The 12,055-nt window shown below is 58.1% G+C and carries 12 protein-coding genes; all 12 read left to right on the top strand.

The window, feature by feature from the left end; translation table 11 throughout:
• Nucleotide 1 precedes the first annotated feature (1 nt).
• The 12 genes from F550_RS0115145 to F550_RS0115090 all read left to right on the top strand — a co-directional run bounded on the left by F550_RS0115145 (nucleotide 2) and on the right by F550_RS0115090 (nucleotide 12,054).
• Nucleotides 2-1,069: an acyltransferase family protein gene (locus F550_RS0115145; protein WP_156807961.1), complete on the top strand. Its 1,068-nt coding sequence runs from the start codon at nucleotides 2-4 to the stop codon at nucleotides 1,067-1,069.
• A 116-nt stretch (nucleotides 1,070-1,185) separates the two neighbouring features.
• A complete protein-coding gene (locus tag F550_RS0115140; protein WP_018149427.1) occupies nucleotides 1,186-1,446 on the top strand; it encodes a hypothetical protein in 261 nt (86 codons plus the stop codon).
• A 47-nt stretch (nucleotides 1,447-1,493) separates the two neighbouring features.
• Nucleotides 1,494-3,719, top strand: a complete 2,226-nt coding sequence (locus tag F550_RS0115135; RefSeq protein WP_018149426.1) for a copper-transporting P-type ATPase — start codon at nucleotides 1,494-1,496, stop codon at nucleotides 3,717-3,719.
• 17 nt (nucleotides 3,720-3,736) lie between these two features.
• Nucleotides 3,737-4,237: a DUF411 domain-containing protein gene (locus F550_RS0115130; protein ID WP_018149425.1), complete on the top strand. Its 501-nt coding sequence runs from the start codon at nucleotides 3,737-3,739 to the stop codon at nucleotides 4,235-4,237.
• A complete protein-coding gene (locus F550_RS0115125) occupies nucleotides 4,234-5,577 on the top strand; it encodes an APC family permease (protein ID WP_018149424.1) in 1,344 nt (447 codons plus the stop codon). The genes F550_RS0115130 and F550_RS0115125 overlap by 4 nt, the downstream gene beginning before the upstream one ends.
• Nucleotides 5,574-6,023, top strand: a complete 450-nt coding sequence (locus tag F550_RS0115120) for an ion channel (protein ID WP_018149423.1) — start codon at nucleotides 5,574-5,576, stop codon at nucleotides 6,021-6,023. Before F550_RS0115125 ends, F550_RS0115120 begins: the two co-directional genes overlap by 4 nt.
• 77 nt (nucleotides 6,024-6,100) lie before the next feature.
• Nucleotides 6,101-6,655 carry a DUF305 domain-containing protein gene (locus F550_RS0115115; RefSeq protein WP_018149422.1) on the top strand — a complete coding sequence of 185 codons (555 nt, stop codon included), beginning with the start codon at nucleotides 6,101-6,103 and terminating at the stop codon, nucleotides 6,653-6,655.
• 54 nt (nucleotides 6,656-6,709) lie between these two features.
• On the top strand, nucleotides 6,710-8,068 hold the full coding sequence (locus F550_RS0115110) for an MBL fold metallo-hydrolase (RefSeq protein WP_018149421.1): 1,359 nt from the start codon (nucleotides 6,710-6,712) through the stop codon (nucleotides 8,066-8,068).
• Nucleotides 8,069-8,171: 103 nt separating this feature from the next.
• On the top strand, nucleotides 8,172-8,447 hold the full coding sequence (locus F550_RS0115105; RefSeq protein ID WP_018149420.1) for a metal-sensitive transcriptional regulator: 276 nt from the start codon (nucleotides 8,172-8,174) through the stop codon (nucleotides 8,445-8,447).
• A 122-nt stretch (nucleotides 8,448-8,569) separates the two neighbouring features.
• Nucleotides 8,570-8,926 (top strand): hypothetical protein, encoded by a 357-nt coding sequence (locus F550_RS0115100; protein WP_233349042.1) that lies wholly within the window; start codon nucleotides 8,570-8,572, stop codon nucleotides 8,924-8,926.
• Between the two features lie 72 nt (nucleotides 8,927-8,998).
• Nucleotides 8,999-10,213: a TolC family protein gene (locus F550_RS0115095; RefSeq protein WP_018149418.1), complete on the top strand. Its 1,215-nt coding sequence runs from the start codon at nucleotides 8,999-9,001 to the stop codon at nucleotides 10,211-10,213.
• A complete protein-coding gene (locus F550_RS0115090) occupies nucleotides 10,210-12,054 on the top strand; it encodes an efflux RND transporter periplasmic adaptor subunit (RefSeq protein WP_040500571.1) in 1,845 nt (614 codons plus the stop codon). Before F550_RS0115095 ends, F550_RS0115090 begins: the two co-directional genes overlap by 4 nt.
• The last annotated feature ends 1 nt before the right edge of the window (nucleotide 12,055 follow it).

Genomic DNA, 12,055 nt, shown 5'->3' with positions numbered 1-12,055 from the left:
AATGTCAAACGTTGCAAACCAGTCGGGTTTGTGGGCGGACCCGCTCTTTGGGGCGAACCATTTCACGTTATTGCGTTGGGGACTGGCTCTCGGCGTGGTTGTCGGTCATGCATGGCTGATCACCACCGGGTATGAACCAACGCGCATTCATGACTGGACGCTCAGTTATCTCGCAGTGAACGGGTTTTTCATTTTGTCCGGGCTACTGATCGCGAAGAGTCTGGAAATGCGCAAGGATGTGAAGGGCTACGCACGGTCCAGGCTTCTAAGGATTTATCCGGCGCTCATCGTGCTCATGTTGGCCCTTCTTTTCTTTTTCGGACCTGCGTTTAGCAACCCGGGCGGAATTCGCTACCTAGTTGATTCGGAACCTTGGACTTACGTTCTCCGTGTCCTATTGATGGGAGACCCCCTGAGCGCGCCGGGCGGCGTATTTGGAATGTCATCAGACCCGGTCTTTAATGGGGCTCTTTGGACAATCCGTTACGAAATGCTTGCCTATGTCTTGGCGGGGATTGGGTTTTTCAGCGGATTTCTGAAAAATCGGTGGCGGGTGCTGACGTCGCTTCTGATTTCGCAACTTTTTTATTTGGTACTGCAACATGCGTCGATCCTGAATGATGCGCCCGACGGCGTTGTCGCACTCTTTCGGTTCACCACCGCTTTTTTGTTGGGCATGACGCTATGGCACTTTCCGGTTTTGCGACGTGCGGGATGGCTTTCAATATGCGTTGCGATAGGCAGTTTTCTGCTTCTTGGCCGCACCCCGATCGGTGAAACACTTGCAAATATCACGCTCGCCGCCGGATTGATGCACTTCGGCCTGGTACGAAGCGCCTCCCGCACAATCGCGACCATGCCGGACTATTCCTACGGGATATATATCTGGCATTATCCAGTCCTACAGAGCGTTTTGCTCCTTAATCCCGACATGCATCCTGTTGCCCTGCTCGCCGTGTCCGCGCCGCCAGTGATCCTTGCGGCGGCGGCGTCATGGCACGTGATCGAGAAACCGGCGCTGCAGTTGAAAAAGAGGAGACGAACTACTGGAAGGCTCGGCGAAAGGTAAAGCCGTGAAGCACGGGACAACAAAATCTTGTTTATACCCTATAGGGGTATTATGTGTCTGTTGTCGGCATACCGCCGATGCAATGCTTTGCCACGAACCCGCAGGAAGGCGACCTCATGAAAATTACATCTGTGGGACATGCCGTGTCCCTATTTCTCGTCATTACATTTCTGATCTGCATCGTTTGGGGGCTCGTGACGCCGCCTAGCCTTCACATGCATCCGGCATGGCAGGATCTACTGCCCGGATTCGAGTTTGGGACGCTGCCCGGTTTCCTGATCGGCCTTGTCGAGAGCTATCTCTATGGCTGGTACATCGCCATTCTGTTCGTTCCCTTGTGTAACTTCTTCAACCGAAACAGCAGCGCACAAAAGTAATGCAGACCCTCGTCCTGTGAAGCACTCCTGCTGAAAGACTAAGAGCCATGACCCACGACACCTCTCACGTCCATTCCGGACATGCGTGCCATCACGACGATCAGGCCACTCCAGAGAAGCCTGATGACGCCTATGATAAGGTTCCCAACGGCTATGCAGGCACCGTGTGGACCTGTCCGATGCATCCGCAGGTACGCGAAACTGCTAATACAGGCTGTCCGATCTGCGGCATGGCGCTCGAACCAGAAACGGTGACGGCAGAACAGGATACCAGCGAACTTGATGACATGACGCAGCGCTTCTGGGTCGCCTTTGTCTTCTCGGCGCCACTGCTCGCCTTTGTCATGGGCGAAATGATTCCCGGCAGCCCGCTCGGACAATGGCTTGATCCGACATGGAGTGTCTGGCTGCAGGCCCTGATCGCGACACCTGTCGTCGTTTGGGCCGGCTGGCCCTTCTTCGTGCGCGGCTGGCAATCCGTGAAACGACGCAACCTCAACATGTTCACCCTGATCGCTATGGGCGTCGGCGTCGCTTACGTTTATTCACTTGTCGCCACGATCGCCCCCGACATCTTCCCGGACACGTTTAGGGGCCATGGTGGCAATGTCGCGGTCTACTACGAAGCGGCCGCCGTGATCGTGACGCTGGTTCTACTTGGCCAGGTGCTCGAACTGCGCGCCCGCAGCGCCACCTCAGGAGCCATTCGAGCACTGCTGGAGCTTGCTCCCGCCACTGCGCGCAGGATTGCTGACGATGGCAGCGAACAGGATGTCGATCTCGCGGATGTAAAGTCCGGCGACAAGCTGCGGGTCCGGCCAGGCGAAAAAATCCCGGTCGATGGCGAGGTCGTCGACGGCCATGGGTCGGTTGACGAATCCATGGTCACCGGCGAACCTTTGCCCGTTGAAAAAACTGCTGGCGCCCGTGTAACGGGAGGGACGGTCAACGGAACCGGTTCGCTGGTCATGGAGGCGACGCATGTCGGCGAGGACACGCTCTTGTCCCAGATTGTGCGAATGGTCGCCGCCGCACAGCGATCCCGCGCCCCAATCCAGCGGCTTGCTGATCTCGTCGCCGCATGGTTCGTTCCTGCTGTCATTGGAATAGCGATCCTGACCTTTGTGGTGTGGGCCGTGTTTGGGCCCGATCCGGCGATGGCTTTTGCAATCGTGAATGCCGTTGCCGTCCTGATCATCGCATGTCCCTGTGCGCTAGGTCTGGCAACCCCAATGTCGATCATGGTCGGCACCGGCAAGGGCGCGTCCAACGGCATCCTGATCAAGAATGCTGAAGCGTTGGAAACGCTTGAGAAAGTCGATACGATCGTGGTCGACAAGACCGGGACGTTGACGCTCGGACGCCCCGAACTGGTGCGCGTCGAGCCAAGCGAAGGCTTCGACGAAGGCTCGTTGCTTAGTCTCGTAGCTGCCGTGGAACGTTTGAGCGAGCACCCACTTGCCGACGCGATCGTGCGTGGCGCAAAGGCCAAGGGCGTACCCAACAAGGACGCGCACGGGTTTGAATCCGTCACTGGCGAAGGTGCACAGGCAAGCGTCGAAGGCCAAACCGTTGCCATCGGCAACAGAAAGATGATGCAGCGGATCGCGGGCTGGTCGGACGACCTCGGGGCAAGCGCTGACCAGTACCGCGCCGAAGGACAGACGGTTATGTTCGTCGCCGTCGACGGAAAACCGGCAGGCCTTGTCTCCGTCGCCGACCCGATCAAGGAGACAACACCGGAGGCCATTGAACGCCTCCATGCCGAAGGGCTGAAGATCGTGATGTTGACAGGTGACAATGAGACGACAGCCCGCGCGGTTGCCGACAAGGTCGGCATCGACGAGGTTCACGCCGACGTCTCGCCTGAAGACAAGCATCGGATCGTCTCCGAACTCCAGAAAAACGGTGCCCGCGTGGCCATGTGCGGTGACGGCATAAATGATGCGCCTGCGCTCGCACAGGCAGATGTCGGAATCGCGATGGGAACCGGAACCGATGTAGCCATGGAGAGTGCAGGTGTAACCCTTGTGAAAGGCGATCTTATCGGGGTCGCAAAGGCCCGGGAGCTCAGCCACGCAACGATGCGTAACATCCGCCAGAACCTTTTCTTCGCCTTCATCTATAATACGCTCGGTGTGCCGGTTGCCGCCGGCATTCTGTATCCCTTCTTTGGCCTGCTACTGAGCCCGATGATCGCGGCGGCCGCCATGAGTTTCAGCTCGGTCTCTGTCATCGGCAACGCCTTGCGGCTGAGATCCCTTAAGCTCTAACTTTTCGGAGCACAGACATGTCCAGACTGGTTGGTATGAGCGCGCTTGGCGGGCTGATCATTGCAGCCCTGATAGTGGGCGTGATGCTCTTGACCGCGTCGCCTGCAGCGAACGCGCAAACGGTCACCGTTCACAAGACGCCGTGGTGCGGTTGCTGCGCCGCTTGGGTGGACCACCTGCATGACGAGGGTTTCGACGTCATCGTGAAAGAGGAAGAGGACCTGACACCCATTCGGTCACAGCTCGGTGTTCGGGCTGAGCTGATGAGTTGCCATACCGCAGACGTCGCCGGATATGTCGTTGAAGGTCACGTCCCTGCTCGGGAAATAAGACGCTTGCTCGAAGAAAAGCCTGACGTTGACGGCCTCTCGATCCCCGGCATGCCGCAAGGCTCTCCCGGCATGGAAACACCGAACGCGCCAGATCCGTTTGATGTCATCATCTTCTCTGGAGAGGATGCCAGGACGGAAGCCTCCTATCGGGGAACGCGATTGGTCTCTGAACCGGCCAGACCATGAGTAAGGATGAGTACAAGCAAGGATCACTGACGCTCGCTGGCACCGTCGCCATGGGGACGGGTGTGATGATTGGTGCCGGCATCTTTGCCCTGACCGGCCAGGTCGCTGGATTTGCAGGCGACCTGTTTCCGCTCGCCTTCCTCACGGCCGCCATCATCAGCGGATTCAGCGCCTATTCCTATATCAAAGTCTCCAACAAGTATCCGAGCGCCGGCGGGATCGCGATGATACTCCAACGCGCTTACGGGCCGTCTACCGTGACCGGAAGCGCCGCCCTGCTGATGGCGTTCTCGATGATCATCAATGAAAGCCTGGTCGCCCGCACGTTCGGTACGTACACGCTGCAGCTGTTCGGCGTCGAAGGCGGCCCACTTGTCCCCTTGCTGGCAATCGGATTGATCATCATGGCTTTCGTGATCAATGTTGCCGGCAATCAGGTGATCGGCGGCGTGTCCAAGGTCACGGCCATTCTCAAGATTGGTGGCATACTGATTTTCGCGCTTGTTGCGCTTTGGGCTGCGGGATTCAGCTTCCAGCCCGCAGCAGATGGCTTTGCCGACAACACGTCTGCAAGCGGATTTCTAGCCGGAGTCGCACTCGCCATACTAGCCTATAAGGGATTCACCACCATCACGAACAGTGGCGACGAGGTGAAGGAACCGAACCGCAACGTCGGGCGGGCCATCATGATCTCGCTTGCGCTCTGCACGTTCATCTATCTCCTTGTCTGTTTCTCTGTCGGATCAACCCTCACTGTCTCGGAGATTGTTGCGGCGAAGGACTATGCCCTTGCCGAGGCGGCTCGGCCTGCACTTGGAAACTATGGATTATGGTTCACAGTAACGATTGCGATCATCGCGACAGCTTCAGGCCTGCTTGCCAGCTTGTTTGCCGTCTCCCGCATGCTCGCCATGCTGACCGACATGAACCTGATTCCGCATAGACATTTCGGCATGCCCGGAACGGTACAGCGTCATACGCTCGTCTATACGGTTGTGGCTGCCGGATTGCTCGCGGCTTTCTTCGATCTCAGTCGCATCGCTTCGCTTGGCGCAATCTTCTATCTGGTCATGGATATCATCATCCATTGGGGCGTCTTCCGGCATTTGAGAAAGGAAGTCGGCGCCGCACCTGCAATCCTTATCTGTGCAATGGCGCTCGATGCCGTCGTCCTGATCGCCTTCCTCGTCCTGAAGTGGCAAGCCGATCCAGTCATCATCCTGATCGCGGCTTTCGGCATAGCTGCAGTGTTTTCATTCGAGCATTTCTTCCTGAAACAGCTCCGCGATAATCCTCCCGGAGAGGGGGCCGGAAACGACCAACACAAAGCCCATTTATGATCATTGCAAGCTTGATTGGACTGCTCACTTTTGCTCTGGCGAGTACGTTACATTATTTCGCACTGGCGCACCTGAACCTACGCCTGAACCATGAAGCGCGCTCAGGACTCCCGATCGTACTCTCTGGGATTGTAGGTGCAGGCTTGGCGCACCTGGCTGAGGCAACGCTCTATGCAACCAGCTTCAAGCTACTGGATGTCTTTGATTTAGGTGGTTTCAAGGGCGGCGAAGCGGACGGGTTCATGGACATATTCTATTTCTCCCTCGTCAACTACACATCGCTTGGGCTGGGCGATATCTATCCAACCGGACATTCGCGGTTCCTGGCCGGACTGGAATCACTCAATGGTTTCCTGCTGATTTCCTGCTCGGCATCCTTCATTTTCCTTCTTATGCGAAACCAAATGGATGGCCCAACTTCAGGCGGAATTCAAAAATCTGGTTAGCACGGAACTGTTTACACCCTTCTCCGTTAGTCGTGGAAATACCCCACCACTGTATAAGGAGGATGTTGAAAGTGGATATGAAGAATAGTTATTGGCGGTTCGGCGCAATGATCATCACATCGATGATCGTAATGTTTGGGCTGATGTATCTCAACACTTATGCGTGGGAGCATGTTCGCTGGAGTGAGACGCGCTTTTACATGGCGTTCATTATGGGTGCGGCGATGGCCGTCGTGATGCTGAGCTTCATGCTCAACATGTACAAGGACAGCCGCATCAATATCAGTATATTCGTTGGCGCTGCCGTCGTGTTCGTCCTGGCGTTGTGGCTGGTGCGCAGCCAAAGCACGGTCGAGGACCGGTCGTACATGAAAGCGATGATCCCCCACCACTCCATTGCCATCATGACCAGTGAACGCGCCGGCATCGACGATGTCCGTGTACGTGAGCTTGCCGACGAGATCATCACGGCCCAGCGCCGCGAGATAAAGGAAATGGAGTGGCTGATTTCGGACATCGCGGAGAATGGTCCGGCGTCGACCGAGAGCGAGGCGGAAAGCCGTCCCGTGCCCCCTTTTGAAGGCACGCTCAATCCAGAAGACGCTGCCGGTGCATCCATCGCCGAGGACTGACGCGCTTTCCACGTCCAGTCAGACCCATTCGATCCCGAAAAGGAGCGAAACAGAATGAGACTCGAAAAGATCAAGACACAGGGTCTTGCCCACCTTTCCTATTTCCTGAGTGCTGATGGCGAAGCTGCGGTCATCGATCCGCGGCGTGACATCGACATATATCTGGACCTCGCCCGTGAGGAAGGCTCTGTCATCAAGCACGTCTTCGAAACCCACCGGAACGAGGACCTGCTTTCAGGCGCCGCCGTGCTGAAGAAAGAGACCGGCGCAAAGGTCTGGCACGGGCCGAACCCTGAAAAGCCAATCCAGTACGCCGCCGAGACGCGCGAAGGCGACACGTTCGAGATTGGTGAGGCCCTGCTCAAGGTGCTCGAAACGCCCGGGCACACCGACGACAGCCTGTCCTACGTGCTTTATGACAAGAGCTTCGAGGAAGGCCCGGTTGGCGTGTTCACGGGCGATGCCCTGTTCATTGGCGATGTAGGGCGCACGGACTTCTATCCCGACCGCAAACGCGAAGTCGCCGGCCTGCTCTATGACAGCCTGGAGAAACTGTTGGGGCTCGGCGACCAGTGCCTCGTCTATCCCGCGCATGGCGCAGGTTCGGTCTGTGGCTCGGGCATGGCCGACCGGGAGTTCTCCTCCATCGGCCATGAAAAGCTCAACAATCCGCGCCTGCAAATCGGGGGCCGGGAGGCTTTTATCGATGCTAAAGTCGCGGAAAACCACTACATTCCGCCCTACTTCCGGCGCATGGAAGAAGGCAACATAGAAGGCGCCGAAGCCGCACCGCCTGCGCCTCTGCCTTCCTCCCCGGCGATGTTGCTCGATCCAGGCGATGCGATCTGCCTCGATGTTCGCGGCATTTTTGACTTTGCCGGCGGCCACCGCACAGGCTCGCTCTGCATCCCGCACGACATGCTTGCCGCCTTCGCGGGCTGGTTACTGCCAAACGACAAACCGGTGCTGCTACTGGCTCGGGATGAGGACCAGGCCGTCGACGCGGCCATCACGCTTCAGCGGATCGGCTTCGACAATGTGAGCGGATTTGTCAGCGGCGCCATGCCCCTCGCCGTCAAGAACGGCCCGCTCGACGTGCTTGATTTCATCGATACTGAAACGGTCGCCGCGCGGGTGGACAACCCGCCCGAAGGCTGGACCTTGCTCGATGTCCGCGCCATCGATGAATATGAGAGCGGCCACATCAAGGACAGCAAGCACGCCTATGTCGGCAAGCTGCCTGATGCGGCCAGTGACCTCGACCCGGACAAGCCCGTCACCGTCATGTGCGGAAGCGGTGCACGCGCCACGATTGCCGCCTCCCAGCTTCTGCGGAACGGGTTCTCCGAGGTCGATGTCTATATCGGCTCGATGAAGGCGTGGACCGCAGCTGGAAATGCCATTGAGAGATGACCATAACTCTATCTTGGGCTGAATTTTCTGTTGCTGACGCATAAAGAGACTGGCAATTGCTTCACGAGGTCCCCATATATATACCCCGTATGGGGTATTTGCCATGAAGACTGAAACTAAAGAGGCCGCGACCCGCAGGCTGGCCCGCATCGAGGGACAGGTGCGCGGCATATCGAGGATGGTGGTGGAAGATCGCTATTGTATCGACGTAATCCGTCAGGTGCAGGCAGTGAAGGCCGCGCTGGCGGGGCTGGAAGCTACTATTCTCGACGATCACATTGCGACCTGCGTGGACCATGCCCTGACTGGAAACAATGTCGACGAGCGACGAGAAAAGGTCGAGGAGCTTGTCGCAGTGCTCGGCGGGCGCAAGAAATGATAGAATCTCTCAATGTATTGTACTGAAATTTCTGGATTATTGACCTAACCACCAAATCGATGCCCATTCTGATACGACTCCTGACCCTTTTGGCCGCAGCAATTCTTACTGCGCAGCCTGTCATGGCATGTCCGTTCATGTTGGGCGACGAGGCGGCCACCAAGGTCGAAATCAGCACAAGTCATCCTTGCCACGATATGGCGATGGAAATCGAGGCGGACGCAGATAAATCCCCGCAGTCGTCGTCGGATTCAGATTGCCTGGCGGGCATTGATTGCGCGCCCATGCTGATCCAGGCGCAGTCGGACGCCAACCCAATTACACTGTCTGTCGATCCTTCTCCTATCCTGCCGATCATACTCGCTGAAGCGCCCGTTGCGTTTCCGCCTGAACGGTCGACCCTCTCGACAGGACCACCGCCAAATGCGGTCCTGCCACACCAGACACCCGTTACTCTGAAACAGCGCTTCCTGAATTGAGAGCGGTGACCTTCGGCTTCCACAGCAGCCTGACGTCATCGTTTCACACAATTCAGGAAATCCCGTTTTATCATGCCCCATATTGCCAGAATCCTGCTGGTCGCAGCGTTTGCTGCTATCCCACAGGCGACGATTGCCAGCGCTCAGAGCTTTAACGAGCTTGAAGCCCGTCTCAAGTCGCATCCAAGCCTTTCCGCTCTCGGTTATGATGCCGAGGCCAACCGGGAGCGTGCTATCGCCGCAACAGCGTTACCGGATCCCGTCGTATCCCTCGGGATCAACAACTTTCCGATTTTCGATCCCTCCTTCGACACTTACCTGCCGACCAATAAAGCCGTCGGTATCCGGCAACAAATTCCAAACCTCGCAGGCCGGCAAGCGCGCGCTGGTGAGGCCCGGGCGATGTCGGTACGGACCGAGGCGGTTCGCGATGCTCGTTACGCGGCATTGCGCGCCGAACTGATCGCCCTTCTCGCGGACAAGAGAAGATTAGCCAGACAGAGAACCCTCGCCGAAGCGCAAAATGCCAAATATGACGAGCTTGTCGACATTGTAGAAGCCGAAATCGATGCGGGCCGCCCGGCCGTTTACCGCCTCGCCGAAATTGAAAGCGAGCGGGCGGAAGTGTCCCGGACGCTTGTTGATCTCGATCAGCAGGAAGCCGAGACCGATGCGCTCCTGATCGAGCTCGTCGGTCTGGTTCCCTCGACCAGCGCCCCTCCCCTGACTGAAAAAGACTGGTCCGGTACCGCGCTTGAGTTCCATACCGTGCGTGTTGCCGACGCGGCCGTCCGCGTTACCGATTACGGTATCGACGAGGCCCGCGCGGCCTGGAAGCCAGAATGGGGGGCCCAGCTCACTTATCAACAGCGCGATGAAGGCGCGATGTTCGCGGGGGATGACTGGGTCTCCGGTATGGTGACTTTTACGGTTCCGCTCTGGGCCGAAAGGAAGCAGGCACCAAACTTGCGCGCCGCTAAGGCTGAGCGGGCCGGCGCCGAGCAACGCTACCAGGCTGCCGCACGGAATGCGGCGGCTCAGTACGCATCCCGGGACGCCATTATCCGCTCGGCCGATGACAGTATCAATGTCCTGCAGGTCAAAATTGCTGCCGTCGAAGACGAAGTCGAGGCCCAGTTGATTACTTATGAGTCCGGTGTTGGCGGCTATGCGCCGATCATCGACGGCGAGATCGCCATTCTCAAACTCCGGGCGGAAATCGAAGCTGAAACGGCCCGCAAGGCCGCTGCGATCGCACGCCTCAACGCCCTCCTGGTAACACAATGAAAAAGACATTCCTGATAATGGGCACGGCATCTGCCGCCCTCTTTCTTGCCGCATGCGGCGCGCCTGCCCGAACATCGGGCGGCCAGGCTGAATTGCCGGCCACCTCGAACGAGACGCAGCAATACACCTGCCCCATGCACCCGCACTATATCTCGACCGATCCGGACGGGACCTGCCCGATCTGCGGCATGGATTTGGTGCCCGCCAAAAAGGCGCAGGAGCCAGCGGGCACAAAAGGAGAAATCCTTTACTACAAGCATCCCATGGGCAAGCCGGACACTTCCCCCGTTCCTAAAAAGGATTCCATGGGCATGGATTATATCCCGGTCTATGCCGATGACACAGGCTCGGGCGTGGCGGTATCGCCGGAAATGATCCAGACCATGGGGATCAGGACAGCACCGGCCGAGACCAGGGATTTCAGCCGGGTACTGAGAGCCTTCGGCACGGTCGAAACCGATGAACGGCTGGAGAATGTTACCGTATCGCGGCTCGAAGGCTGGATCGAGGATCTGGCGGTCAATGCCGAGGGGGACACGGTCCGCCCTGGTAGCCTTCTCTACCGGATCTACAGTCCGGACCTGATCGCCGCGCAAAGGGATTATCTGAACTCTTTCAAAATTGGAAACGAGGCGCGTATCGCGTCGGTCCGGCAGCGCCTGCGCTCACTTGGTATGCAGAACGCGGCCATCGACCTGCTCACCGAAACCCGCCAGGTCATTGAGCGCGTCCCGGTCTATGCGGAAGCTGGCGGCACGGTTGCCGAGCTCCAAATCCGCAATGGCGACTATGTAAAACCCGGCACGCCCATATTACGGCTTCAATCCTATGCCGATGTGTGGGTCATTGCCTCTGTGCCGGAGAGCGATTTGCCTCTGGTGGAGACAGGCATGCCGGCCGAGCTCGATTTTCCAAGCGCGCCTGATGCGCCTGGCGAAGGCCGCATCGATTATATCTATCCGACAATTGACCCGAATACCCGCACGGCCAATGTCAGGATCGAAGTGGATAATGCATCGGGCTATCTTCGCCCGGGCGCCTATGCGGACATAAGCCTGAATATCGGTGGCCGTCCGCGGCTTTCGGTCCCAAGTGAAGCCATTCTGCTTGGTGGTGAGGGCGCCCGTGTCGTCATCGCCAAAGGCAATGGCCGTTTCTCCGGACGCGCGGTGCAAACCGGGATTTCGGCCGATGGCCGAACAGAGATCCTGTCGGGCCTGGAAAGCGGCGAAGTGGTCGTCGCCAGCGGCCAGTTCCTGCTCGATAGCGAAGCGAACCTGAAAGAAGGCCTTTCCAAGTTGGAGGCTCCAGAAGCGAGACCGGCCGGTCCGGAAACACCGCTCTCCGATATTCCGATGGACTACGAAACCCTGGCTGAGATCAATCACTTCACCGACATGGCGCTCTATTTCCACGAAGCACTGACGGATGCATATGACATTGATCCGCTGTTCGTCGACCCGGCCCTCGCCCTGGCGCCTGTACTGAGAGATCGCTACGCGAATACCAAGCTGGCGCCGGTCATCAATGCCTCGCAAACCGCGCTGGCCGCAGCGCGGAATTCCGTCGGCAATGAAGATCTCACCACACAGCTCGCCAAACTAGTGGAAGCCCTGAAACCCTGGTTGCTCGAAGGCGCGCCACAGCACTACAGGGATGCGGGTCTGGCCCTCTACAGGGACAGGGCAACTGACCGGCACTGGCTTCAGGAGGCTGGCACCCCCGCCAACCCTTATAGCGATGATGGAGAAGAACAGATCGGCTGGCCAGACCCGATGGCCGGCATGCCGATGAATGCCGATCGCGGCGCCCCTGGCGTCAACCAGGCCAGCGAGCGCTAGG

This window comes from Henriciella marina DSM 19595, from assembly GCF_000376805.1.
In the GTDB taxonomy this organism is placed as follows: Bacteria; Pseudomonadota; Alphaproteobacteria; order Caulobacterales; family Hyphomonadaceae; genus Henriciella; species Henriciella marina.
Note: the sequence above shows the minus strand (reverse complement) of the source record. Positions and strands in the feature narration are given on the sequence as shown.

Bases quoted from the DNA above. Each gene is read 5' to 3' on its own strand.
- F550_RS0115145 (WP_156807961.1), top strand. From the start codon at position 2: ATGTCAAACGTTGCAAACCAGTCGGGTTTGTGGGCGGACCCGCTCTTT.
- F550_RS0115140 (WP_018149427.1), top strand. From the start codon at position 1,186: ATGAAAATTACATCTGTGGGACATGCCGTGTCCCTATTTCTCGTCATT.
- F550_RS0115135 (WP_018149426.1), top strand. From the start codon at position 1,494: ATGACCCACGACACCTCTCACGTCCATTCCGGACATGCGTGCCATCAC.
- F550_RS0115130 (WP_018149425.1), top strand. From the start codon at position 3,737: ATGTCCAGACTGGTTGGTATGAGCGCGCTTGGCGGGCTGATCATTGCA.
- F550_RS0115125 (WP_018149424.1), top strand. From the start codon at position 4,234: ATGAGTAAGGATGAGTACAAGCAAGGATCACTGACGCTCGCTGGCACC.
- F550_RS0115120 (WP_018149423.1), top strand. From the start codon at position 5,574: ATGATCATTGCAAGCTTGATTGGACTGCTCACTTTTGCTCTGGCGAGT.
- F550_RS0115115 (WP_018149422.1), top strand. From the start codon at position 6,101: ATGAAGAATAGTTATTGGCGGTTCGGCGCAATGATCATCACATCGATG.
- F550_RS0115110 (WP_018149421.1), top strand. From the start codon at position 6,710: ATGAGACTCGAAAAGATCAAGACACAGGGTCTTGCCCACCTTTCCTAT.
- F550_RS0115105 (WP_018149420.1), top strand. From the start codon at position 8,172: ATGAAGACTGAAACTAAAGAGGCCGCGACCCGCAGGCTGGCCCGCATC.
- F550_RS0115100 (WP_233349042.1), top strand. From the start codon at position 8,570: ATGGCATGTCCGTTCATGTTGGGCGACGAGGCGGCCACCAAGGTCGAA.
- F550_RS0115095 (WP_018149418.1), top strand. From the start codon at position 8,999: ATGCCCCATATTGCCAGAATCCTGCTGGTCGCAGCGTTTGCTGCTATC.
- F550_RS0115090 (WP_040500571.1), top strand. From the start codon at position 10,210: ATGAAAAAGACATTCCTGATAATGGGCACGGCATCTGCCGCCCTCTTT.